Raw genomic sequence first — 23,295 nt, 5'->3', positions numbered from 1 at the left:
TCATATTTCAAAACAAAGGAGCCTGAAAAATGTTCAGGGCTAGGCGCATTGCCGCAGGCAGTACGAATGTACGGCCAGGCAATGCAACAACGCCATGGACTTTTTCTCAGCCTCCTTTAGACACTCAGCATCATCAGACTGGCGTTACCGCCTGCTGCCGTCGTATTCACGCACAGTGCCCGCTCAGCGACCAGGCGCCACAAGGGGATGACACCCTCCTGCGTGGTGGCGATGGTGCTCACCAGGGCCCCTTCCCGGGCCGCCAGCAGCGGTTTGAGCTGGCCATCGAGGCTAGGCTCGATCATGGCGATCTGGAAATCATGCTGGACCGACTCCAGGCCGGTGACGATCTGGATGCGGTCTTTCAGCGCGGCCGGCAAGTCGCCCGGGATCAGCTCCGGCGCTTGCGCCAGCACCAGGGCCTGGTTACCGGTGGCCAGCACGGCGGCCAGCTGGTTCATCAGCGTGCCGGACGTCGTTGCCGCGCACAGAATCGTGCCGCGTGCGGCAAAGCTCAGGGTATTGCGTTCGCCTGTCGGGCCTGGCAAGACAGTGGTACTGCCCAGCAAGGTGGTGCGTGCGTATTCCTGCGCCAGTTGCTCGACCTTGTCGTGCCCATGCATCTTCGCCCACACGGTCAGCGCATCGAGCGCAGGCGGCGCCTGGCGCTGGTGCTGCGCGCCGGCCGGCGCATTGCGCTGCAAGCGTTTCAGGTACAAGGGGCCGCCGGCTTTCGGTCCCGTGCCCGATTTGCCTTCGCCGCCGAATGGCTGCACGCCGACGACGGCGCCGACGATGTTGCGGTTTACATAAATATTGCCCACGTGCGCGCGCTTGGTGATGAAAGCTATGGTTTCATCGATGCGCGTATGGATGCCCAGGGTCAAGCCGTAACCGCTGTCGTTGATCGATTGCACCAGTTGCGGCAGTGCGGAGCGCTTGTAGCGGATGACGTGCAGCACGGGGCCGAAGACTTCCTGCGTCAATTGCGCCAGCGACTTGATTTCCAGCACGGTCGGGGCGACAAACGTGCCTTTGACTGTGGGCAAATCGAGCGAATAATGGTCGATGGCCATGGTTTTCATCTTGTTGATGTGCGCCAGCAAGTTGCTTTGCGCTTCCGCATCGATGACGGGACCGATATCGGTGGCCAGGCGGTCAGGATTGCCAACGCGCAATTCCTGCATGGCGCCCTTGAGCATGTGGATGGTTTTGTCGGCGATTTCCGCTTGCAGGAATAGCACGCGCAAAGCCGAGCAGCGCTGGCCGGCGCTGTCAAAGGCCGACGACATCACGTCCTGCACCACTTGTTCCGGCAAGGCGGATGAATCGACGATCAGGGCATTCTGGCCACCCGTTTCAGCGATCAGGGGAATGTCGATGCCTTCAGCCACGGCCCTCGCTGCCAGGTTGCGGTTGATTAATTGCGCCACTTCCGTCGAGCCCGTGAAAATCACGCCTTTCACGCGCGCGTCATTGCACAGGCCGGCGCCGACGATCTCGCCACTGCCGGGCAAAAATTGCAGCGCGCCGCGCGGCACGCCCGCCGCATGCAGCAATTGCACGGCACGGTGGGCGATCAGCGGCGTTTGCTCGGCCGGCTTGGCCAGCACGACGTTGCCTGCCGCCAAGGCGGCCGCCAGCTGGCCCGTGAAGATGGCCAGCGGAAAGTTCCACGGGCTGATGCAGGTGACGGGACCGAGCGCCAGGGTGTTCGGCGCGTGTTCCACCTGCGCCGCGTAGTAGCGCAGGAAGTCGACGGCTTCGCGGATTTCCGCGATCGCGTTCGGCAGGGACTTGCCCGCTTCGCGCACGGCCAGGGCCATCAGCTCGATGTGATGCTCTTCGAACAGGTCGGCCGCGCGCTGCAAAGCTTGCGCGCGGATCGACGGTTGCGTGGTTTGCCAATCCATGGCGTATGCGCTGGCGCTGGCCAGGGCCGTTTCCACGTCGGCCGGACCGGCTTCCATGACCTTGCCCACGACATCGTCGTGCTGGGCCGGATTGTGCAGCATGTGCGTGGGGCCATTCAGGCTGACGGCGCCATCGATCAGCGGCGCTGCCTGCCATGACTGTTGCTGCGCCAGGCCGGTGGCCAGGGTGCGCAAGGTGTCTTCATTCGACAGGTCCAGGCCGGCCGAGTTCTTGCGTTCGCTGCCAAACATGTCCAGCGGCAGCGGAATCGACGGGTGCGGCAAGCCGCCCTGCAGACGCGCCTGCTCAAGGGGATCGCGGATCAGGCTATCGATGGCCACGCTTTCGTCGACGATCTGGTTGACGAACGACGAGTTGGCGCCGTTTTCCAGCAGGCGGCGCACCAGATAGGCCAGCAGGGTTTCATGCGAACCGACGGGGGCGTAGATGCGGCAAGGCTTGTCCAGATTGTCGGGACCGACGACCTGGTCATACAGCGTCTCTCCCATGCCGTGCAGGCACTGGAATTCATAGTCGGTGATGCCGTCGCGCTTCGCCCAGGTATAGATGGTCGACAGGGTTTGCGCGTTGTGCGTGGCAAATTGTGGATAGATCAGGCTGCTGGCGGCCAGCAGTTTTTGCGCGCATACGAGGTAAGAGACGTCCGTGTAGACCTTGCGCGTGTAGACGGGATAGCCTTCCTGGCCATCGACTTGCGCGCGTTTGACTTCCGCATCCCAATACGCACCTTTCACCAGGCGCACCATGAACTTGCGGCCGCTGCGGCGCGCCAGGTCGATCAGGTAATCGATGGCGAAAGGGCAACGCTTTTGATACGCCTGCACCACGTAGCCGATGCCGTCAAAGCCTGCCAGGTCCGCATCGAAAGCCAGCGCTTCCATCAGGTCCAGCGACAGTTCCAGGCGGTCCGTTTCTTCCGCATCGATGTTGAAGCCGATGTTGTACTGTTTGGCCAGCAACAGCAGCGCCTTGACTTTCGGCAGCAATTCTTCCATGACGCGGGCGCGCTGGGCGCGGCTGTAGCGCGCGTGCAGGGCCGACAGTTTCACGGAAATGCCTGGGCCGTTGCGGATGCCGCGCCCGTTCGACGCCTTGCCGATGGCATGGATCGCCGTTTCGTACGAGGCGTAATAGTTGGCCGCATCCTGTTGTGTCAGGGCCGCCTCGCCCAGCATGTCGTACGAGTAGCGGTAGCCGCGTGTTTCATTCTCGCGGCTGTTCTTCAACGCTTCCTCGATGGTCTGGCCCGTCACGAACTGGTTGCCCAGCATGCGCATGGCCAGGTCGACGCCCTTGCGTATCAGCGGTTCGCCGCCCTTGGCGATGAGCTTGCTCATGGCCGAACCGAGGCCCGATTCGCTGCTGGTACTGACCAGTTTGCCCGTAATCAGCAAGCCCCAGGTGGCAGCATTCACGAACAGCGACGGCGATTCGCCCAGATGCTTGCGCCAGTCGCCCTTGCTGATCTTGTCGGCAATCAGACGGTCGGCCGTTTGACTGTCGGGTATACGCAACAGCGCTTCAGCCAGACACATCAGTGCAACACCCTCTTCCGACGACAGCGAGAACTCGTGCATCAATGCATCGACGCCGGAGGCGCGTGTGCGTTTTTGGCGCACGTTCGAGACCAGGCGGTGCGCCAGCGCTTGTCCCTCTGCCGTCGTTTCGGTACTGCTGGGGCGTACTTGTTGCAACAGCCACTGCACGCCGGAAACCTCATCGCGCCTATAGGCGGCGGTGATGGCGGCGCGTTGTGGTGTTGCTTCGGGCAGGATTTCCGCCTGGAATGCAGCAAAAGGAATCGGGGTAAAAGCCGAGGGGCCTGCAGGGTGCATAAGTGCTCTTTACAAGGAAAATGGGGACGAAAACTGACGTAATTCTTGCTCTTTTTTGGTGCAAAAAAATACAGAAAGTCGGACGTTAAGATGATTCGATTGTAAAGGGGATTCTTATGGATTAATTCTGGTAATACAGGGGGCTAGCAATAGATAGTTTTTGATGCGACAATTTAACCAAATAATATTAATTTGGGGGTGATAGGAATGCTGGACAAGATCAGTAAGAAAATCTTGATGGAATTGCAGAGCGATGGACGCATCAGCAATGTGGAGCTGGCCGCGCGCGTGAACCTGTCGCCGGCTGCCTGCCTGGAGCGCGTGCGCAAGTTGCACGAATCCGGTTACATCATGGGTTATACGGCCCAGTTGAACCCGCAGCTGCTCGATGTCTCGCTGCTGGTGTTCATCGAAGTGGTGCTCGATCGCACGACACCGGAAGTGTTCGATGCCTTCAAGCATAGCGTACAAATCATTCCAGAGGTACTGGAATGTCATATGGTGGCCGGCGGTTTCGATTACCTGGTCAAGGCGCGCGTCAAGGACATGGCCGCCTACCGCGAATTCCTGGGCAAGACCTTGCTGCAGAAGGGTGTGCGGGAAACCCACACTTATGCCGTCATGGAAGAGGTCAAAAACACCACCAAATTGCCAATTAAGTGACCTCGGTGTAGCCAGCCCACTTTTCTGATTGAGCTATCGGAACAAATGTTGTAGGGTGGAACTACACACTGCTATCCGGTAGCCGCCTGAAACGCCGCGCAGACGTTACGTTCAGGGTGCAAGGTGGGCAATCGTGCCCATCCGCATACGGTTACAGCACGTCCCCGCAGGGACGTGACGGGTTCGCGCAGCGGGGGACAAATGAAGCAGTTGCAGCATCAGCTGGTGCGTTTCTTTGTATTCACGATCCTGGCCATGGCCGTTGCCTGTTGCCTGGCCTATCTGCTGCTGCTATCGGGCGGCGACCATCCGTATCTGATTGCCTGCGTGGCTGCCGCTATCGGCGCCGCGCTGCTGGCGTTCGCCGGCCGTCCGCGCGGCGAGCCGGGCTTGCACCAGTTTGCCGATACGGTCGGCAATGCCATCGACGCCATCATGATAGGCGCGGCGGAAACCTCGTATTTTGTCGATTCCGTCAAACAGAAGGTGGAACTCGATGTGCGCACGGCCAGCGACATCGCCGACAGTTCCGCACAAAATGCCATGATGACGGAAAAGATCGCCGCCAATGCGGAACGGGCCGCCAAGGTGGCCGCCGGCGTGCGCGTGGAAAGCGTGGCGGCGCGCGCCGAAGTGGATCAGGGCTTGCACCGCATCAATAAGGCACGCGAGGAAGCGCAAGGTGCTTCCAGCACGATGCTGAGCTTGCAGGAAAAATCCAAACGCATCACGGGCTTTACGGAAGCCATTTCCGATATTTCCGCGCGCACCAACTTGCTGGCGCTGAACGCCGCCATCGAAGCGGCGCGTGCCGGCGAACATGGGCGTGGTTTTGCCGTGGTGGCCGGTGAAGTGCGGCAATTGGCGCAGCGCACCAAGGAAGCCTCCGATGAAATCAGCGTGATGGTGCGCGAAATCAATGAACAGTCGGAAAAAGCTGCGCGTGGCATGAGTTCGCTGGCGGCCGGTGTCACGGAAGCGGCGCGCAATGTGGAAAGCGTGCACGCCTCGCTCAGCCATATCGAGGAATCGTCGGGTGTGTCGGAAGACGAGATCGGGCAAATCGCCCGCGCCTCGCGCGAACACGTCGATACGACGCAGCTGATCGCCGATGCCATCCTGCAAATCCGCGACAGCATGCTGTCGACGAATGCCGAATTGCCGCGCGCCACGCAGTCGGCCATGGCCCTGGCAGAGCGGGCCGAAGTGATCGCCGGCGCCCTCGGCGAATCGAGCGTGGCCACGCCGCACGACGAGATCCGCGAGGCGGCCCAGCGCGCCGCGCGGGAGGTGGGCAAACTCTTCGAGCAAGCCATCGCGTCGGGGCGCATCACGCGCGAAGCCCTGTTCGACCGCCATTATCGCCCCATTCCGAATACCAATCCGCCCAAGCACAACACGAAATTCGATGCCTTTACGGACAAGGTGCTGCCCGACCTGCAGGAAGGCGTGCTGGCCGCCCTGCCGCACCTGGCGTATGCGGGCGCCGTCGACAACAATGGATATTTTCCGACGCACAACAAGAAATTCTCCCAGCCGCTGACGGGAGATTACGCCACCGATATGGTGAATAACCGCACCAAGCGCATCTTCAGCGACCGCACGGGCAAGCGCTGCGGCAGCAACACCAGGGCGTTCCTGTTGCAGACGTACAAGCGCGACACGGGTGAAGTCATGCACGATTTATCCGTGCCGATCCACGTCGATGGCAAGCACTGGGGCGGTTTCAGGATTGGTTATAGATCCAGTAATCATGCATAAAAAAAGCCTGATGCATGTGCATCAGGCTTCGATTTGATCCATATCAGCAGTTACTCAATATGCGGTTTCGGCGCCACACCGCCACCGGCCGCCGTGGCCGTGCGCAAGGTGGGCGTGTTCATGCTTTCCAGGTGGTTGCGCAGCCATTTGTGGGCGGGGCTGCGGGCGTCGCGCTCGTGCCACAGCATGTCCAGGTGAACGGCCGGCAAGGTCAATGGCAAATCCTTGTGCAGCAGCGATTCCGTCATGCCCGTCGAGGCGATCAGATGGCGCGGCAAGACCGTGATCAGGTCGGAATTGGCGACGACGCGCCCGGCCGTGAAGAACTGGTTGACCGTCAGCAAGATGCGCCGTTCGCGGTGGATCTGCGACAGGGCCTCGTCGATCAAGCCATGCGCGCGGCCGGAAAAGCTCACCAATAAATGGTTCGCCGCGCAGTAGTTATCCAGGGTCAATTCCTTGTCGGCCAGCGGATGGCCGCGCCGCATCACGCACACATACTTGCCGGAATACAGGCGCTCGTGGCGGATGGGCGAACCCGTTTCGCTCGACAATTGCGCCGCCACGCCGGGAAAGAAGCCCACGGCCAGGTCGATATCGCCGCGCAGCAGCATGGGTCGCGGTTCGCGCGTGGTCAGCGGCATCATGCGCACGTTGACACCCGGCGCCTCGCGTTCGATCGAGCGCATCAGCGAGGGCAACCAGAACGCGGCCGTCGCATCGGCCATGGCCATGCGGAAAGTGGCGTGGGTCTTCGACACGTCGAAGGTTTCCGGCGTGACAGCCGCTTCCAGGCTGGCCAGGGCCGAGCGCACGGACGGCCACAGCGCTTCGGCACGGGGCGTCGGTTTCACGCCATACGCCGTGCGGATCAGCAATTCGTCACCGAGGCTCTCGCGCAGGCGTTTGATGGCGTTCGATACCGCCGGCTGCGTCATCGCCAGGTGGCCGGCTGCGCGCGTCAGGTTTTGTTCCGTCATGACGGCGTCGAAAACACGCAGCAAGTTCAGATCCAGCGTCAGAAAACTCATGGAAAGCCCAAGATAAAAGTTGAATTGATTACTTAAGAGTGTAAACCGCGCCGGGCACGAATATTTTCACTCGTCAAAAAATATTACAGTTTCCATTCACGATTCATATAATTGGTATCAAGAAATGGAATTAGATTTATATGTTGCACTGCACTATAGTACTGGCAAATTCTATAATGCACTGGAACACTATGTCTACCTTCGCCTCCGCCCTGTACGCAGTATCCGCACCCGTGCTGGAGATTTCCCTGCTGAACGCCCTGCAACTCGTGCTGGTGATCGTGGCCGTGGGCGCCTTCGCCCTGCTGTTCAAGCCTTTGCTGGTGGGTATCGCCCGCGCCATGGTGCTGCTGGTGCGTCCCAAGCTGAGCCGCGAAGAGCGCCTGGCGCGCCAGCAGATGCGCGAAGCGCAAGCCTTGAAGCGCACCCTGGGCAAGATGGATGGCGTGTCGCCAAGCAATGCCGCCGAACTGCGCGCCCTGTCGACGCGCGCCTGAGCAATCAACTGTTGCAGATGACAAGCCGGCCTGCGCCGGCTTTTTTTACGCCCGCGTTTTGCTTCAGCTCATATCGCCCAGCAAATGCGCGCGCAACAAGGTGTCGGCCGGATGGGCGCCGATCCAGATTTTCAGCAGCGCATTGTAAAAAGCCAGGTCCGGCACCGTGTCGCCCACCTGCTTGCCGTTCAGCTTGCACAATGTGCCCTCTTCCGGCAGCCAGTCCACGGTCAGGATGTCACCCTTTTTCAGGCCGGGCACCATTTCAAACATGGCGCCGAACTGCATCGTCTGGCTCAGCAGGCGCGTGCGGTCGGCCTGGTCGGAACTGCGCTTCAAGCCTTGCATGAAGGCTAGACCCAGTTCGTCGGAAGTGATGTCGCGCAGCATGACGATTTCCAGACGGCGCGGCCCGGGCAGGGCCAGGATGTCGGCCAGCCGGGTTTTCTTTTCCGGCAGGTAAAGCGCAATCGTATAGACCTTGAAGATGATCTTGTAGCGCACGCCAGCGCCGTTGAGTTTCAATTCGCGGCTGGCCAGCTGCACCGTGTCGTCCAGCTTGACGCCGCCGACCTCGACGGCCAGCGCCGCTTGTGCCAAGGCGGCGCACAGGCAGGCGGCGGCCAGGGTGCGGCCCAAACGGGATGTGCTTATTTGCATCTTCTACCTTCGTGGAAACCATGGGCTGTGGATAAGTCAGCACACAGTGTAGAACAGTTGGCAGAAGCTGGCGCCACGCAGAAGTAGCCCAGAAGTGGCGCGGGAGAAAAGCTTAGGTTTTTGCGGCGGGCAGTTCTGCCTGCAGGCGTTCGTACTTGGCCATCAATTGCTCCGGGCTTTCGCGCCAGGCGGGATTGAAGGGGATGCAGCTGACGGGGCACACTTGCTGGCATTGCGGCTCGTCAAAGTGGCCCACGCATTCGGTACACTTGTTGGGATCGATTTCGTAGATTTCCGCGCCCATGTAGATCGCGTCATTCGGGCACTCGGGCTCGCAAATATCGCAATTGATGCATTCATCGGTGATCAGTAATGCCATGATTTCACTCTTACTTATTGCGATGATGCAGCGTTGGCGGCAATCTTGTTTTGCAGCCAGCGGTTCACCGAGGGAAAGACAAACTTGGAGACGTCGCCGCCCAGCGCCGCGATTTCGCGCACGATGGTGCCCGAAATGAACTGGTACTGGTCGGACGGCGTCAGGAACATGGTTTCGACATCGGGCAGCAGGTAGCGGTTCATGCCGGCCATCTGGAATTCGTATTCGAAGTCGGAGACGGCACGCAAGCCGCGCACGATGACTCTCGCTTCATGCTTGCGCACGAAATCCTTGAGCAGGCCGGAAAAGCTTTCCACTTGCACATTCGGATAGTGGCCGAGCACTTCGTTGGCGATTTCCAGGCGTTCGTCGAGCGAGAAAAACGGTTGCTTGTTCTTGCTGTCGGCCACACCGACGATCAGCTTGTCAAACAGACCCGATGCGCGGCGCACCAAATCTTCATGACCGCGCGTGAGCGGATCGAATGTTCCTGGATAAACGGCTACAACCATTGCGGCTCCCTGATGATGCACCAATATAGACGCGCATTATGCCTGAAATTGGTGACCACCTTGGTGCCGCGCCTCGGGCCAGGGAGCCTTTTTGCCTCATTTATAGGCAGATTCAGGCAGTTGCCGGCACTTTGTTGTAAGTTAGCAAATGATAATAAACGGTGCCTGCCTTGTCGGCGCGGATGACTTCCCACGGCGCCATCCAGTCCGGTTTGTCCAGTTCGCTGTTTTCATCGAACACCATCGACAAGCCCGATTCCGCGTATACCATGCCGCCTTCCTTGAGCAGGTTGGCGCACAGCGGCAACACTTTCGCCAGGAAATCTTGCTGGTAGGGCGGATCGAGGAAGATCAGGTCGAAACGCTGGCCGCGCGATGCCAGCCCTTGCGCCGTCAGCAGGGCGTCGCCGCGCAGCAGTTGCACATTATCGGCGCGCAATTTCGCCTTGTTTTCTTCCAATTGGCGGATCACGGGCGTGTGGGTGTCGACCATGGTGACGGCGGCGGCGCCGCGGCTGGCCGCTTCGAAGCCCAGTGCGCCGCTGCCGGCGAACAGGTCCAGCACCTGGGCGTTGGACCAGTCGCCATCGCGCAAGTGGTTGATCCAGTTAAATACGGTTTCGCGCACGCGGTCTGGTGTCGGGCGCAAGCCCAGTGCCTGCAAAACAGGCAGCACGGAGCGCTTCCACTGGCCGCCGATGATGCGCACCTGGTTCGGTGGCGGCGCGTGGTGGACGGGGACTTTGGCGGGTTTTTTAGTTTTCTTTTGCATGGGTATTTCTTCAATTCGGTGGCGGCCACTATAGCATATGGCCCCCTCCCCCCTGCTGGCGCTGCCTCTCTATTTGGGCTGTGTGGCCAGGGAATTGAAATCGTCGATCCAGCCCTGCATGCGCTTGACGGCGTGGGCCTTTTGCGCCGGCGTGGCGATCTTGATCACCGTCAAGACCATCTGCGCTGTGCTCGCTTCGTAGCTGTCAAAAAAAGCCTTGCGCTCCGAGTGTTCCAGGCGCTCGAAACTGTCCTTGATCAGGGTCGTGATCAAGCCCACGGTGGCTTCCTTGCCGAGTTTTTCCTGGTGGACTTTCTTGACCAGGTTCAACACATTCTGCTGGCGCCGCGTGCGTTCGTCGAGCCATATCTCATTGTTCAGCGGACGCGCATCGGACGCCTTGCGGATGATGGCTTCCTGCTCGCTGCTGAAGCTGCCGAACCACAGTTCGAACTGCTCCATGGCTTTCTTGTAGCGCAGTTTCTGGCGCTTCTCCTGGTCGCCGCTCAGGTATTTCTTGCGGTAATCATCATTGTTCGATTTGAACTTCTTTTCCATCTGCGCGATTTGCTCGGGTTTGAGCGAGCGCGCCAGATCGGCCAGTTCGGGCGCCGCCTTCAGCAACAGCGCCTGGGTGCGCTGCTTGATCTCGCTGTAATCCATCATCAGGTCCGCCTGCGTGATATTGCCTTGCAGCTGCTTCTGGCCCGTGCGCAGGATTTCCACGTAATCTTTCAATTGCGTCTTGCGGTGCCAGTCGAACATCTTGTCGATATCGTCGCGCACCCAGTCTTTCTGCTCGCGGTCGAGGTCGACATACGCGTTCAGCCACCAGTACAGCACGGTATCGCCATTGTTGTAGGCCAGGCGCAAGCCGCTGCAACCGGCCATGACAACGAGCATGATGGCCAGCAGGGCATAAGTAAAACGCCCAAAGGGCGTGGAATACGGGGCCTGCGTGTTAAAATTTTTCATATTCTTAACTTATAAAAGACGGTCTATGAACGTTGTCATTCTCGCAGCCGGTATGGGCAAACGCATGCAGTCGGCACTGCCCAAGGTATTGCACCCGTTGGCGGGCAAGCCGCTGTTGTCGCACGTCATCGACACGGCGCGCGGCCTGGCGCCGTCCCGATTATGCGTGATTTACGGGCATGGGGGCGCAGCGGTGCTGAAGTTGCTTGACGGCTACAATGCCAGCCACGCCGTGCAGATCGATGCCGCTGAGCAAGCGCAGCAATTGGGTACCGGTCATGCCGTCCAGCAAGCGCTACCTTTGCTCGATGACAGCGTGCCGACCCTGATCCTGTACGGCGACGTGCCGCTGACCAGCGCCGTTTCCCTGCAGCAGCTGGTGAAGGCGGCCGGTCAGGACAAGCTGGCCATCTTGACCGTGGAACAGGACGATCCGTTTGGCCTGGGCCGCATCGTGCGCGAGCACGGCGCCATCGTGCGCATCGTCGAAGAAAAGGATGCCACGCCAGAAGAGCGCGCGATCAAGGAGATCAACAGCGGCATCATGGTCGCGCCCACCGTGCAACTGAAGCAATGGCTGTCGGCCTTGTCGAATGACAATGCGCAAGGGGAATACTATTTGACCGATATCGTCGCCCAGGCTGTCGCCGATGGCGTGGCCGTCACCTCGGCCCACCCTGCCGCCGTGTGGGAAGTGGCGGGCGTCAACAGCAAGGTGCAGCTGGCCCAGCTCGAACGCATCCACCAGAACAATATCGCGCAAGCGCTGCTGGAACGGGGCGTGACCCTGTTGGACCCTGCCCGTATCGATGTGCGCGGCGAACTCATTTGCGGCCGCGATGTCACCATCGATGTCGGCTGCGTGTTCGAAGGCCGTGTGGAACTGGGCGACGGCGTGCGCGTGGGCGCCAACAACGTCTTCATCAATGCCACCGTGGCCGCTGGCGCGCACATCAAACCGTTCTGCCATATCGAGGACGCCATCGTCGGCGCCGCCTCCATCATTGGCCCGTACGCACGCCTGCGCCCGGGTACGGTCCTGGCGGAAGACGTGCATATCGGCAATTTCGTCGAAGTGAAAAACAGCCAGATCGCCGCCCACAGCAAGGCCAATCACCTGGCCTACATCGGCGACGCCACCATCGGCTCCAAGGTCAACATCGGCGCCGGCACGATTACCTGCAACTACGATGGCGTGAACAAGTTCCGCACGGTGATTGAAGACGACGCTTTCATTGGCAGCGACAGCCAGCTGATCGCGCCCGTCACCGTCGGCAAGGGCGCCACTCTGGGCGCCGGCACGACCTTGTCAAAAGATGCGCCGGCCGGCAAGCTGACCGTTTCGCGCGCGCGCCAGGTGACCATCGATGGCTGGACGCGTCCCGTAAAAATCAAGAAGTAAGCGCAGCACATTCGGTATGCATGATGCCGTCAGCCTGTCCGGGCTGGCGGCGTTTTTTTATGCCTGTGGATAATCCTGTGGAGCGTTGGCTGGCAACCCGGGATAAGTTACGCCATTCTTCGTATCCGGTATTTGCTCTGCATTGTCGAGTGTGGATAAGCATGTGAACAAGCATGCGCACAAGTGATGGATAAGCCCGGTATAAGCTGCGTATAAACAGTAAAAAACCTGTGGAAAAGACGGGACAAGTTATCGGGTTCAGCTTGCTGTTCCAGCGTGCAGGCCAGCTGGCGCAGGCTGAAAGGTATCCCCGATTTTTTGCCTGTCCGGATTGTGGATAAACTTGTGCGTAATTGGCGCATAAGTCATGAATAACTTCCAAGTCATTGTATTACAAGGATATTTCTTGTTTTCTTGTGGAGGTTGCTTGTGGGTAAAGCTGTGCAAAAGCCTGTGATCAAGGCGTGGGCAAGCGCTGGATAAGCCGGTATAAGTTTTATCCGGGGGGGGCGATGTAGCGTTGTTGCGAAGCTTCATGCGAGGCTGGATGTGGCGGCCGTGGAAATCGGTGATTTTCATGCTGTGGATAAACTTGTGTATAAGCAGGCAGAAATTTGGGGATAAGCCGGGATAACTTCTCTGCCAGCCTGCTTCACACAGCGATGCGCGTCTCGAATTTGCTGCGAAACGTGGAAAAATAGCTTTTGACGTTGCGCACATTCGCATGCGCGGCAAACAGGCGATGCGCCAGCGCATGGTAGGCGGGCATGTCGGCCACCTGCACCATCAGCACGAAATCGGGCCCGGGCGAGACGCGGTAGCATTGCAGCACGGCCGCTTCCTCCGCCACCAATTGTTCGAATTCCGCCATGCGTTCCGCCGCCTGCACGTCGAGCGTGATTTCCACGATGGCCGTCAGGCGCGCACCCACCAGCTGCGGCGCGACGATGGCCACTTGCCGCTCGATGACGCCGCTTTCCGTCAAATGCTTGACCCGCCGCAAACAGGTGGGCGCCGAGACGTGCACCGAGCGCGCCAGCTCACTGTTGGTTTGCGACGCATCAATTTGCAAGGCGTTCAGGATGCGACGATCAATCTCGTCGAGAGTAATATTGCTAGGGTTCATGATTTTGATGAATTGGAGAATATATCGAGTATAAATGAAATAATATTTCATCGTAAAATAGGTATGAAATATTCAGTCAAAAATACACGGATTTAGAAAGCATATTTCATACGCTCTGCATTAGCATGCTTGCATTGATTAACTTAGACAGAGGTTTCCATGTGCGGCATCGTCGGCGCGGTAGCGCAACGTAATATCACTCCCATCCTGGTCGAAGGCTTGAAGCGCCTGGAATACCGCGGCTACGATTCCTGCGGCATCGCCCTGCATGCGGATGGCCGTTTGCAGCGTTCGCGCTCCACCTCGCGCGTGGCCGAGCTGGAAAAGCAGATCGCCGAAGAAGGCTTGAGCGGTTTTACGGGCATCGCCCACACGCGCTGGGCCACGCATGGCGCCCCTGTCTCCTTCAATGCCCACCCGCACTTTTCCCCAACGGAAGAGAACGCCCGCGTGGCGCTGGTGCATAACGGCATCATCGAAAACCATGACGAACTGCGCGCGGAACTGACGGCCTTGGGTTACGTCTTCCAGAGCCAGACGGACACGGAAGTGATCGCCCACCTGGTCGAGCACATGTATAACGGCGACCTGTTCGAGACCGTGCAGCAGGCCGTGAAACGCCTAGCCGGCGCGTATGCGATTGCCGTGTTCTGCCGCGACGAGCCGCACCGCGTGGTCGCCGCGCGCCAGGGTTCGCCCCTGATCGTCGGCCTGGGCAATGGTGAAAACTTTGTCGCCTCGGACGCCATGGCCCTGGCCGGCACGACCGACCAGATCATCTACCTGGAAGAAGGCGATGTGGTCGACCTGCAACTGTCGCGCTGCTGGATCGTCGACGTCGATGGCAAGCCCGTCGAGCGCGAAGTGAAGACGGTGCATGCGCACACGGGCGCGGCCGAGCTGGGCCCGTACCGCCACTACATGCAAAAGGAAATCTTCGAGCAGCCGCGCGCCATCGGCGACACACTGGAAGGCGTGACGGGCATCATGCCGGAACTGTTCGGCGACAACGCCTATGCCATCTTCAAGCAGATCGACCGCGTACTGATCCTCGCCTGCGGCACCAGCTCGTATGCGGGCATGACGGCCAAGTACTGGATCGAGGCGATTGCCAAGGTGCCCGTCAGCGTGGAAGTGGCCAGCGAATATCGCTACCGCGACAGCGTGCCGCACCCGAACACCCTGGTCGTCACCATTTCGCAAAGCGGCGAAACGGCCGACACCCTGGCCGCCCTGAAACATGCGCGCAGCCTGGGCATGCAGCACACCTTGACCATCTGCAACGTGGCCACCAGCGCCATGGTGCGTGAATGCGCCTTGGCCTACATCACGCGTGCCGGCGTGGAAGTGGGCGTGGCATCGACCAAGGCCTTCACGACGCAGCTGGCCGGCCTGTTCCTGCTGACCCTGTGCCTGGCGCAAGTCAATGGCCGCTTGAGCGAAGAACAGGAAGCGGCGCACCTGAAAGCCATGCGCCACCTGCCCGTCGCCATCGCGTCCGTCCTGGCGCTGGAACCGCAAATCATCGCCTGGTCCGAGGAATTCGCACGCAAGGAAAACGCCCTCTTCCTGGGCCGCGGCATGCATTACCCGATCGCCCTGGAAGGCGCCTTGAAACTGAAGGAAATTTCCTACATTCACGCCGAAGCGTACCCTGCCGGTGAACTGAAGCACGGCCCGCTGGCCCTGGTGACGAATGAAATGCCGGTCGTCACCATCGCGCCGAATGACGCCCTGATCGAAAAGCTCAAATCGAACATGCAGGAAGTGCGCGCCCGCGGCGGCCAGCTGTACGTCTTCGCCGACGTCGACTCGCGCATCAGCTCCGGCGAAGGCTTGCACGTCATCCGCCTGCCCGAGCACTACGGCGATTTGTCACCGATCCTGCACGTGGTGGCACTGCAATTGCTGGCGTATCACACGGCGCTGGCGCGTGGCACGGATGTGGACAAGCCACGCAATTTGGCGAAGTCGGTGACGGTGGAGTAATAAATCTCTGCATCAATGCGATTGATGTAAAAATTAACTTGAATATTTAGAGGCTGTAAGATATATTTGCATCATGAAAATTGATGCAAATATTTCTCCTATTGTCGACTTGCTTCACCTGCAAGGTGGCTATTCTTTCCGCGGTTCCATAGAAGGAGCTGTGGATGGGAATGCGCTGGCTGTGCAGATGAAGGACGTCAACCCCGAGCGCGGTGTGCATTGGTCCGGCGTGCTTCGCACCAATTTGAGCACGCATAGATCGCCAGCTTGGCTGAAAGAAGACGATATTCTTCTTGTCTCCAAAGGCGCGCGCTTTTACGCGGTTTGCCTGGATCGTCCGCCCCACCCTGCCGTCTGCAGCCCTCACTTTTTTCACCTGCAAGTAAAGTCGACAGCGATGCTCATGCCAGCATTTGTTGCCTGGCAAATCAATCAAGCTCCATTTCAGCGGCAACTGCAACAGGCTGCCGAAGGTAGCAGCCAACTCAGCATCCGCCGCCCATTGCTGGAAGCACTCACACTCAGTATTCCGTCGTTGCAAATCCAGCAAAGCATCGTCGCGCTGGCCGAACTTGCACGTCAGGAGCGTCAAACACTCAAGCAACTTATTCGCAACCGCGAACAACAAATCAATGCACTCGCTGACGGCCTGTTTCCGACAGCGAACTTACATTTGCAGGGAAATCCATGAACGATCTCAATATCAAAATCAACGCGGTCAGCCAGGACGAAATCAATGGTGCAGTATGGAGCGCGTGTGACACCTTCCGTGGTACGGTGGATCCCAGCATCTACAAGGACTTTGTACTCACCATGCTGTTTCTCAAGTATGTGTCGGACGTTTGGCAGGATCACTACGACAATTACAAAAAACAATATGGCGATCATCCTGAGCTGATCAAGGAAATGCTCAAGAACGAGCGTTTTGTCTTGCCAGCGAGCGCCAGTTTCTATTCGCTGCATAGCTTGCGCCACAGCGCCGGTAACGGCGAGCGTATCGACAAAGCTTTGCATGCCATTGAAGATGCGAACTTGACCAAGCTGCGTGATGTTTTTCAAGACATCAGCTTCAACTCCAACAAACTGGGCGATGAACAGCAGAAAAATGACATCCTGCGTCATCTGCTGGAAGATTTTGCAAAGCCAGCACTGGATTTACGGCCTAGCCGTGTCGGCACCCTGGATGTGATTGGCAATGCCTATGAATTCCTGATCAAGAATTTCGCATCCACCAGTGGCAAAAAAGCCGGTGAATTCTATACTCCGCCGGAAGTATCGTCATTGATGGCGCGCCTGATGACGCCGCAGGAAGGCGATGAAATTTGCGACCCTACTTGCGGTTCAGGTTCCCTGCTGATGAAGTGCGGCCGTCTGGTGCGCGAGAAGACGGGCTCGCGCAAATATGCGCTATACGGGCAAGAAGCGATAGGCAGCACTTGGGCATTGGCCAAGATGAATATGTTCTTGCATGGCGAAGATAACCATCGCATCGAGTGGGGCGATACCATTCGCAATCCCAAGCTGTTGGATAGCGTATCGAGCTTGAAACACTTTGATATCGTTGTCGCCAATCCTCCGTTCAGCCTCGAAAAGTGGGGTCATGAGGGCGCCGATACAGATAAATTCAGCCGCTTCCGCCGCGGCGTGCCGCCACGTACCAAGGGCGACTACGCATTCATTCTGCACATGGTGGAAACCATGAAACCCGGAACTGGGCGCATGGCGGTAGTGGTGCCGCATGGCGTGCTGTTCCGCGGCGCGGCAGAGGGCCGCATTCGCCAGAGACTGATTGAAGAAAACTTGCTCGACATAGTAATTGGTTTGCCTGAAAAACTGTTCTACGGCACGGGTATTCCAGCTGCGGTGTTAGTACTGCGCAAGAACAAGAGCGACGACAAGGTGCTGTTCATCGATGCCAGCCGTGATTTTGAAGCAGGGAAGAATCAGAACTTCCTGCGCGAAACTGACTTGCAACGTATCTTGGACACTGCATTCACACGGCAGGGGTCAGATAAGTACGCCTACCTGGCCAGCCCTTCCGAGATCGCCGAAAACGACTTCAACCTCAATATTCCGCGCTATGTCGATACTTTCGAGGAGGAAGCAGAGATCGACCTGATGGCTGTGCGCAAGGAGCGCGAACAACTCAAGGCGGAGCTTGCAGTTCTGGAAGCACAGATGGCGGTGTACTTGAAGGAACTGGGCTATGAGTGATAACAGCAAGCCTATCGTGGATCAAGGCGAATTGGTTCTTTACACATCAGAGGATGGCAACGCGACGTTCTTCCTGCGAGCGCAAGGTGGTACTGTCTGGTTGACACAAATGGAATTGGCGGAACTGTTTCAGTCCACCAAACAGAACATCAGTCTGCACGTTAAAAACGTGTTGTCGGAAGGCGAGTTGGACGTCAATTCAGTTGTCAAGGAAGACTTGACAACTGCCGCTGACGGCAAGCGCTATCGTACCAAACTGTTCAATCTGGACATGATCCTGGCGGTTGGCTACAGGGTCAAATCTCCGCGTGGCACACAGTTCCGCCAGTGGGCAACGACGCATTTGCGCGAATACCTGGTCAAAGGTTTCGTCATGGATGACGTGCGGATGAAAGACCCGGTGGGTTGGGATTATTTTGACGAACTGCTTGAACGTATCCGTGACATACGGGCTTCCGAAAAGCGCTTCTACCAAAAAGTGCGCGACCTGTTTGCCTTGTCTGTGGATTACAAAGCCAATGCTGGCATGGTCGGTCCCTTCTTTGCCGAAGTACAAAACAAAATGCTGTACGCCGTTACCCGGCAAACCGCCGCCGAACTGATCGTCAATCGTGCCGATCCCAGCCAACCGAATATGGCGTTGACGGCATGGAAGGCGAAGCGCATCTGCAAGACGGACGTTATCGTTGCCAAGAACTACCTCAACGCGGAAGAAATCGATCACCTGAACCGTATGGTCACCGCCTTCCTGGAGTTTGCCGAACTGCGCATCCGCCAGCGCAAGCAGTTGACGATGGCCGACTGGAGACTATACGTCGATAACTTCATTCAGTTCAATGAAAGCCCCTTACTAAAAGGCGCCGGACGCATGAGCCATGACGCCATGCTCAAGGTCGCCTATGAGCGATATGAACAGTTTGATGGACAGCGGCGCAAGACTGAGGCGATTGAAGCTGACAGTACCGATTTGAAGGAACTGGAGCAGGTGGAAAAGCAGTTGAGCAAGAAAGGTGGGCGTGATGCTTCCTAAGGGCTGGAGCGAGTACTTACTTGGTGAAATAGCGACATTCCGAAATGGCTTGAACTTTACGAAATCTGATGCTGGAGAATCAGTAAAGATTGTTGGTGTGGCAGACTTTAAAAAACGATCAAAAATTGAAAATTTTATAGATTTGGAATCAATAAAAGTTGCATCAAAAGTTCGTGATTTAGATCTTTTAAAATCGGGTGATATTCTATTTGTCCGCTCTAATGGAAATAAAGAATTAATTGGTCGTTGTTTGTATTTCCCCCATGTTGCTGATCGACTTTCTTTCTCTGGATTTACTATTCGCGGAAGAGTGAATACTTCTTTAATAGAGCCTGAGTTTGCGTCATATTTGATGCGGTCAAAATTTGTGACTGATCAAATTTTTTTAGGTGGAAGTGGAACTAATATAAGCAATCTTAGTCAAGAAATTCTCTCTAATATCGAGGTGAAAATTCCTGGTATTATTGAGCAGCGTAAAATTGCAAAAGTTTTATTAACATGGGATGAGGCTATTAGAATTAATGAAGGATTGTTAAAGAATGTAACCAATCAGAAGTCGTCTTTAATGCAAAAGATATTGAGTGGAAAAGAAAGAGTAGGTGGGAACACTGACGAATGGCGAGAGTATAGTCTTGGAGATCTTTTTTCTGAACGAGTTGAGACAGGAAAAAATGATCTCCCACTTTTATCTATAACGCGTGACGAAGGAGTTATTCCTCGCGAGCAAGTAGGGCGCAAAGATACCTCCAACGATGATAAAACTAAGTATCAAAAAATTTACCATGGTGATATTGGTTATAATACTATGCGTATGTGGCAAGGTGTATCGGCCCTATCGGAGTATGAAGGAATTATCAGTCCTGCCTATACTGTGTTAGCACCTGCGGAAAAAATTAACGCTAAATTTGCATCCTATCTATTTAAGTTTAAGCCAGTAATATTTTTGTTTTATCGTTTTTCTCAAGGCCTTGTTTCTGATACGTGGAACTTGAAGTATCCAAATTTTTCCAAAATTAAAATTTTTATACCCAATATCCAAGAGCAAAAAAAAATTGCAGAAATTTTCGAAACAGCAGACGAGGAATTAGCAGCAATCAACTTAGTAATAAAACGTTTAAAAGAAGAAAAAGCTGCATTGATGGATCAAATCCTGACTGGAAAACGACGTGTTTTTTTACCTGATTCTGAAACAGCGGCGCAAGCATGAATACAACCCCCAACTCCCGCGAGCAATACAGCGCCCATATCCCTGCATTGCATTTGCTATGCAACCTCGGCTGGAACTTCATCACGACAGCGCAAGCTCTGGCGCTGCGTGGCAGTACGCGGGAAGTGTTGCTCAAAGGACGACTGATCGAGGTATTACAGACGCGTCGTTATGAGTACAAGGGAGAGTCGTATGCGCTTTCCGCTGGCGGCATCGATCAAGTGGTGCGGGAGTTGTCGGCGATAAGTCTTGCAGAAGGGCTGATGCCTGCCAACGAACGTTTGTATGGCAAGCTGGTGCTGGGCATTACCGTCACTGAATTTATGCCTGATGGTAAAAGGCATCAAACCACGGTGCAAGTGGTGGATTGGAGCGACGTTAGCCGAAACCGCTGGGATGTCACGGAAGAGCTGGAAGTGATGTCCGCTCAGGGCACACATACCCGCATACCCGATGTGGTGTGCTATGTGAATGGTATTCCGTTGGTGGTGATCGAGGCGAAGCGTGCCGAATCGGCCGGCAGTCATCCGGCCAAGGCGATGGTGCAGGAGGGGATCAGCCAGCACTTGCGCAACCAGCGGCAAGATGAGATTCCCCATCTGTTCTCGTACGCGCAATTGCTGCTTTCCATCAGTCAGACGGAAGGACGTTATGGCACTACGCATACTGCTGCAAAGTTTTGGGCAAAATGGCGTGAGGAGGAATTCGATGAGACATACATTTCCTCTTTGAAAAATATCGCTTTGCCCCCGGACACTCGCGCGGCCGTGTTTGAAGGGAAACCAGTCGCCTTAACGGACTACTTTGATGCACTATGGTCACACACCATGCAAGCCACCGAGCAGGATCGCCTGCTGGTCAGTCTCTTGACGCCGCAACGCTTGCTGGAATTTTTGCGTGGTTTTGTATTGTTCGACCGTAAGGTCGGCAAGATCGTCGCGCGCTATCAGCAGTTTTTCGGTATTCGCGCATTGTTGGAGCGCATCAGCCAGCGACGTCCTGATGGCGGGCGTGAGGGAGGCGTGGTGTGGCACACCACAGGCTCGGGCAAGAGCTTTACCATGGTGTTCCTGACCAAGGCACTGCTATTGGTGAGGTCGTTGCAAGAGTGTCGGGTGGTGGTGGTAACCGACCGGGTTGATCTGGAAAGCCAGCTCTCGCGCAATTTTATGTCGGGTGGTGCGTTTGGTTCAGCGATTGGCACGCAAAAAGATGGCGAAAAAAGCCGCAGCTTGTCCGGGCGTGACCTTGCCAGGCGTATCGGTAGTGGCACCGAACGCATCACCTTTACCTTGATACACAAGTTCAATACCGCTTCCAAGCTGGCCGAATGCCGCAATGATTCCCCCGACCTGATTGTGCTGGTCGATGAGGGGCACCGCAGCCATGGTGGCGAAACCCATGAGCGCATGAAGCAGGCGCTACCCAGGGCTGCGTATATCGCTTTCACGGGCACGCCCTTGTTGAAAAATGAAAAAGCCGCCAACAAGTTTGGCCCTATCGTGCATGCCTATACCATGCAGCGTGCGGTGGAAGACGAAACCGTGGCGCCTCTGTTGTATGAGGAACGCAAGCCTGCATTGGATGTTAATGAGGAAGCGGTCAGCCGCTGGTTCGAGAAGATCACCGTGAATCTCAGTGATGCTCAACGCACCGACTTGAAGCGCAAGTTCGCCAAAAAAAAAGCTGTTTATGGCGCGCTCAATCGCATCGAACTGATCGCATGGGACATTGCCACGCATTTCAGTGAAAACATCAAGAGTCTGGGCATGGGGCTGAAAGGGCAAGTCGCCACGGACAGCAAACTGAATGCAATACGCTACAAAAAGGCACTCGATGAAACCGGGCTGGTCACCAGTGCGATTGTCATCTCGCCGCCCGATACGCGCGAGGGCAATTCGGACGTGGATGAAGATACTTTGCCGGAAGTCCAAAGGTGGTGGAAGCAAAATACCGCCGTGTATGGTGCCGATCCCGAGGTGTATGAAAAGCAGATACTTAACGACTTCGCTACCGATGGCGCGCCGGATTTGTTGATCGTGGTGGACAAATTATTGACTGGATTTGACGAGCCGCGCAACGCGGTGCTGTATATCGACAAGCCGCTCAAAGGACACAATCTGATCCAGGCTGTAGCGCGTGTAAATCGCCTGCATGATGCCAAACGTTACGGCATTCTGGTCGACTACCGGGGCATTCTGGAAGAGCTCGACACGGCCATTCGCGACTATCAAGACCTGGAAATTACCACTCAAGGTGGCTTTGATATCGCGGATATCGAAGGTCTTTACCACCAGTTCAGCACCGAGTACAAACGCTTGCCTGGCTTGCACGACAAGCTGTTCTCATTTTTTAAGAGTGTTGGAAACCGGCTCGACACCGAGCAGTACCGGCAAGTGCTGACGCCAAAGTTCGTCAAGGGCGTTGATGGTGAGGAGTATGACGAGCGCCAAAAAGTGCGCGACGACTTTTATGCAGCCGTGACGGCGTTTGGCCTTTGTTTGCAGTTGGCCCTGTCCTCGCGCAGCTTCTTTGAGGACAAGAGTTTTTCAGAAAGCCTGATCGCACGTTACAAATCCGATTTGCGCTTCTTCACGGAATTGCGCCAGACCGCGCGCCGCGATGCCATGGAAACCGTCGATTACAGTAACTATGAAGAGCAAATTCGCAAACTCGTCGACAAGCAGGTCATAGGCATGGAAGTGCGTGAATCGGAAGGTGTGTATCTGGTGCACCAATTGGGGAAAATTGAAGATCCCGAGCAATGGTCGGAAGAAAAAACACGCAATGAGACAGACATCATCCGTACGCGTTTGCGTAAAACCATCGAGCAGGAACTGGCGGAAGATCCTTATGCGCAGAAAGTGTTTGGGGAACTGTTGAAACAGGCCATTGCCGAGGCAGAAGCCATGTTCGATCACCCGATCAAGCAATACGCCCTGTTTCAGGAGTTTGAAAAAAAGCTCGACACTCGCCAGACCGAGGGAGTACCTGATGCCCTGGATGAAAAGCCGCATGCCAAAGCGTACTTTGGTGTGATGCGTCTCGTTTTGGGGGAGACTGTGTTTGCGACATTAAGTTTTGAAGTTCAGGAAAATCTGGTTCAGCAGGCGATTGCCATGGATGTGTTGGTACGCGATGCCGTCGCAGAAAATTCCCTGAATCCGCAAAATATCGAGGCGGCCATACGCAAGGGGCTATTGCCCTTATTATTTGGCACCCTGGGGTTGGACAAGACCTTGCTGGTCGTTGAACAGATCATCCAGATTACCCGCATTGGATTGAATCGTTCCGCTACATGATAAAG

At 56.6% G+C, this 23,295-nt stretch carries 19 protein-coding genes; 10 read left to right on the top strand and 9 right to left on the bottom strand.

Annotated elements, in window-relative coordinates:
- Nucleotides 1-116 precede the first annotated feature (116 nt).
- Nucleotides 117-3,770, bottom strand: a complete 3,654-nt coding sequence (gene putA, locus ACQ4WS_RS11295) for a trifunctional transcriptional regulator/proline dehydrogenase/L-glutamate gamma-semialdehyde dehydrogenase (RefSeq protein WP_436476243.1) — start codon at nucleotides 3,768-3,770, stop codon at nucleotides 117-119.
- Nucleotides 3,771-3,977: 207 nt separating this feature from the next.
- On the opposite strand from putA, the gene ACQ4WS_RS11290 reads away from it, so the two are divergent.
- Nucleotides 3,978-4,433 (top strand): Lrp/AsnC ligand binding domain-containing protein, encoded by a 456-nt coding sequence (locus ACQ4WS_RS11290; RefSeq protein ID WP_010393827.1) that lies wholly within the window; start codon nucleotides 3,978-3,980, stop codon nucleotides 4,431-4,433.
- 201 nt (nucleotides 4,434-4,634) lie between these two features.
- On the top strand, nucleotides 4,635-6,194 hold the full coding sequence (locus ACQ4WS_RS11285) for a methyl-accepting chemotaxis protein (protein WP_436476241.1): 1,560 nt from the start codon (nucleotides 4,635-4,637) through the stop codon (nucleotides 6,192-6,194).
- A 50-nt stretch (nucleotides 6,195-6,244) separates the two neighbouring features.
- On the opposite strand, the gene ACQ4WS_RS11280 is transcribed toward ACQ4WS_RS11285, so the two are convergent.
- A complete protein-coding gene (locus tag ACQ4WS_RS11280; protein ID WP_436476239.1) occupies nucleotides 6,245-7,225 on the bottom strand; it encodes a LysR family transcriptional regulator in 981 nt (326 codons plus the stop codon).
- Between the two features lie 191 nt (nucleotides 7,226-7,416).
- On the opposite strand from ACQ4WS_RS11280, the gene ACQ4WS_RS11275 reads away from it, so the two are divergent.
- On the top strand, nucleotides 7,417-7,722 hold the full coding sequence (locus ACQ4WS_RS11275) for a hypothetical protein (RefSeq protein ID WP_034783860.1): 306 nt from the start codon (nucleotides 7,417-7,419) through the stop codon (nucleotides 7,720-7,722).
- A gap of 63 nt (nucleotides 7,723-7,785) precedes the next feature.
- On the opposite strand, the gene ACQ4WS_RS11270 is transcribed toward ACQ4WS_RS11275, so the two are convergent.
- The 5 genes from ACQ4WS_RS11270 to ACQ4WS_RS11250 all read right to left on the bottom strand — a co-directional run bounded on the left by ACQ4WS_RS11270 (nucleotide 7,786) and on the right by ACQ4WS_RS11250 (nucleotide 11,020).
- Nucleotides 7,786-8,382: a chalcone isomerase family protein gene (locus ACQ4WS_RS11270; RefSeq protein ID WP_436476237.1), complete on the bottom strand. Its 597-nt coding sequence runs from the start codon at nucleotides 8,380-8,382 to the stop codon at nucleotides 7,786-7,788.
- Nucleotides 8,383-8,494: 112 nt separating this feature from the next.
- A complete protein-coding gene (locus ACQ4WS_RS11265) occupies nucleotides 8,495-8,761 on the bottom strand; it encodes a YfhL family 4Fe-4S dicluster ferredoxin (protein WP_034752637.1) in 267 nt (88 codons plus the stop codon).
- Between the two features lie 14 nt (nucleotides 8,762-8,775).
- The gene (gene coaD, locus ACQ4WS_RS11260) at nucleotides 8,776-9,273 is read right to left on the bottom strand and encodes a pantetheine-phosphate adenylyltransferase (RefSeq protein WP_034752633.1); all 498 of its coding nucleotides are present in this window, start codon (nucleotides 9,271-9,273) and stop codon (nucleotides 8,776-8,778) included.
- Between the two features lie 112 nt (nucleotides 9,274-9,385).
- Nucleotides 9,386-10,045 (bottom strand): 16S rRNA (guanine(966)-N(2))-methyltransferase RsmD, encoded by a 660-nt coding sequence (gene rsmD, locus ACQ4WS_RS11255; RefSeq protein ID WP_436476234.1) that lies wholly within the window; start codon nucleotides 10,043-10,045, stop codon nucleotides 9,386-9,388.
- Between the two features lie 69 nt (nucleotides 10,046-10,114).
- Nucleotides 10,115-11,020, bottom strand: a complete 906-nt coding sequence (locus tag ACQ4WS_RS11250; protein WP_436476232.1) for a DUF6279 family lipoprotein — start codon at nucleotides 11,018-11,020, stop codon at nucleotides 10,115-10,117.
- Between the two features lie 25 nt (nucleotides 11,021-11,045).
- On the opposite strand from ACQ4WS_RS11250, the gene glmU reads away from it, so the two are divergent.
- Nucleotides 11,046-12,422, top strand: a complete 1,377-nt coding sequence (glmU, locus tag ACQ4WS_RS11245; protein WP_436476230.1) for a bifunctional UDP-N-acetylglucosamine diphosphorylase/glucosamine-1-phosphate N-acetyltransferase GlmU — start codon at nucleotides 11,046-11,048, stop codon at nucleotides 12,420-12,422.
- A gap of 258 nt (nucleotides 12,423-12,680) precedes the next feature.
- Here glmU and ACQ4WS_RS11240 read toward each other — a convergent pair whose 3' ends face one another.
- Both ACQ4WS_RS11240 and ACQ4WS_RS11235 read right to left on the bottom strand, forming a co-directional pair.
- Nucleotides 12,681-13,001, bottom strand: coding sequence for a hypothetical protein (locus ACQ4WS_RS11240; RefSeq protein ID WP_436476228.1), 321 nt, complete (start codon nucleotides 12,999-13,001; stop codon nucleotides 12,681-12,683).
- A gap of 73 nt (nucleotides 13,002-13,074) precedes the next feature.
- The gene (locus tag ACQ4WS_RS11235; RefSeq protein WP_436476226.1) at nucleotides 13,075-13,548 is read right to left on the bottom strand and encodes an Lrp/AsnC family transcriptional regulator; all 474 of its coding nucleotides are present in this window, start codon (nucleotides 13,546-13,548) and stop codon (nucleotides 13,075-13,077) included.
- A 159-nt stretch (nucleotides 13,549-13,707) separates the two neighbouring features.
- On the opposite strand from ACQ4WS_RS11235, the gene glmS reads away from it, so the two are divergent.
- From glmS to ACQ4WS_RS11205, 6 genes are all read left to right on the top strand, one after another.
- Nucleotides 13,708-15,537 (top strand): glutamine--fructose-6-phosphate transaminase (isomerizing), encoded by a 1,830-nt coding sequence (gene glmS / locus ACQ4WS_RS11230; RefSeq protein ID WP_436476224.1) that lies wholly within the window; start codon nucleotides 13,708-13,710, stop codon nucleotides 15,535-15,537.
- Between the two features lie 73 nt (nucleotides 15,538-15,610).
- Nucleotides 15,611-16,228 (top strand): restriction endonuclease subunit S, encoded by a 618-nt coding sequence (locus tag ACQ4WS_RS11225; protein WP_436476222.1) that lies wholly within the window; start codon nucleotides 15,611-15,613, stop codon nucleotides 16,226-16,228.
- Complete coding sequence (locus tag ACQ4WS_RS11220; RefSeq protein ID WP_436476220.1) at nucleotides 16,225-17,751, top strand: type I restriction-modification system subunit M; 1,527 nt, start codon at nucleotides 16,225-16,227, stop codon at nucleotides 17,749-17,751. Before ACQ4WS_RS11225 ends, ACQ4WS_RS11220 begins: the two co-directional genes overlap by 4 nt.
- Entirely contained in the window at nucleotides 17,744-18,781 is a 1,038-nt protein-coding gene (locus ACQ4WS_RS11215) for a virulence RhuM family protein (RefSeq protein ID WP_436476218.1), read from the top strand. The genes ACQ4WS_RS11220 and ACQ4WS_RS11215 overlap by 8 nt, the downstream gene beginning before the upstream one ends.
- The gene (locus ACQ4WS_RS11210; protein WP_436476267.1) at nucleotides 18,771-19,988 is read left to right on the top strand and encodes a restriction endonuclease subunit S; all 1,218 of its coding nucleotides are present in this window, start codon (nucleotides 18,771-18,773) and stop codon (nucleotides 19,986-19,988) included. The genes ACQ4WS_RS11215 and ACQ4WS_RS11210 overlap by 11 nt, the downstream gene beginning before the upstream one ends.
- Complete coding sequence (locus ACQ4WS_RS11205) at nucleotides 19,985-23,290, top strand: type I restriction endonuclease subunit R (protein WP_436476216.1); 3,306 nt, start codon at nucleotides 19,985-19,987, stop codon at nucleotides 23,288-23,290. Before ACQ4WS_RS11210 ends, ACQ4WS_RS11205 begins: the two co-directional genes overlap by 4 nt.
- Nucleotides 23,291-23,295: the final 5 nt, after the last annotated feature.

The organism is Janthinobacterium leeuwenhoeki, assembly GCF_051380795.1.
GTDB lineage: Bacteria > Pseudomonadota > Gammaproteobacteria > Burkholderiales > Burkholderiaceae_D > Janthinobacterium.
This window is presented reverse-complemented; position numbering and strand designations above follow the sequence as displayed.

Bases quoted from the DNA above. Each gene is read 5' to 3' on its own strand.
- putA (WP_436476243.1), bottom strand. From the start codon at position 3,770: ATGCACCCTGCAGGCCCCTCGGCTTTTACCCCGATTCCTTTTGCTGCA.
- ACQ4WS_RS11290 (WP_010393827.1), top strand. From the start codon at position 3,978: ATGCTGGACAAGATCAGTAAGAAAATCTTGATGGAATTGCAGAGCGAT.
- ACQ4WS_RS11285 (WP_436476241.1), top strand. From the start codon at position 4,635: ATGAAGCAGTTGCAGCATCAGCTGGTGCGTTTCTTTGTATTCACGATC.
- ACQ4WS_RS11280 (WP_436476239.1), bottom strand. From the start codon at position 7,225: ATGAGTTTTCTGACGCTGGATCTGAACTTGCTGCGTGTTTTCGACGCC.
- ACQ4WS_RS11275 (WP_034783860.1), top strand. From the start codon at position 7,417: ATGTCTACCTTCGCCTCCGCCCTGTACGCAGTATCCGCACCCGTGCTG.
- ACQ4WS_RS11270 (WP_436476237.1), bottom strand. From the start codon at position 8,382: ATGCAAATAAGCACATCCCGTTTGGGCCGCACCCTGGCCGCCGCCTGC.
- ACQ4WS_RS11265 (WP_034752637.1), bottom strand. From the start codon at position 8,761: ATGGCATTACTGATCACCGATGAATGCATCAATTGCGATATTTGCGAG.
- coaD (WP_034752633.1), bottom strand. From the start codon at position 9,273: ATGGTTGTAGCCGTTTATCCAGGAACATTCGATCCGCTCACGCGCGGT.
- rsmD (WP_436476234.1), bottom strand. From the start codon at position 10,045: ATGCAAAAGAAAACTAAAAAACCCGCCAAAGTCCCCGTCCACCACGCG.
- ACQ4WS_RS11250 (WP_436476232.1), bottom strand. From the start codon at position 11,020: ATGAAAAATTTTAACACGCAGGCCCCGTATTCCACGCCCTTTGGGCGT.
- glmU (WP_436476230.1), top strand. From the start codon at position 11,046: ATGAACGTTGTCATTCTCGCAGCCGGTATGGGCAAACGCATGCAGTCG.
- ACQ4WS_RS11240 (WP_436476228.1), bottom strand. From the start codon at position 13,001: ATGAAAATCACCGATTTCCACGGCCGCCACATCCAGCCTCGCATGAAG.
- ACQ4WS_RS11235 (WP_436476226.1), bottom strand. From the start codon at position 13,548: ATGAACCCTAGCAATATTACTCTCGACGAGATTGATCGTCGCATCCTG.
- glmS (WP_436476224.1), top strand. From the start codon at position 13,708: ATGTGCGGCATCGTCGGCGCGGTAGCGCAACGTAATATCACTCCCATC.
- ACQ4WS_RS11225 (WP_436476222.1), top strand. From the start codon at position 15,611: ATGAAAATTGATGCAAATATTTCTCCTATTGTCGACTTGCTTCACCTG.
- ACQ4WS_RS11220 (WP_436476220.1), top strand. From the start codon at position 16,225: ATGAACGATCTCAATATCAAAATCAACGCGGTCAGCCAGGACGAAATC.
- ACQ4WS_RS11215 (WP_436476218.1), top strand. From the start codon at position 17,744: ATGAGTGATAACAGCAAGCCTATCGTGGATCAAGGCGAATTGGTTCTT.
- ACQ4WS_RS11210 (WP_436476267.1), top strand. From the start codon at position 18,771: ATGCTTCCTAAGGGCTGGAGCGAGTACTTACTTGGTGAAATAGCGACA.
- ACQ4WS_RS11205 (WP_436476216.1), top strand. From the start codon at position 19,985: ATGAATACAACCCCCAACTCCCGCGAGCAATACAGCGCCCATATCCCT.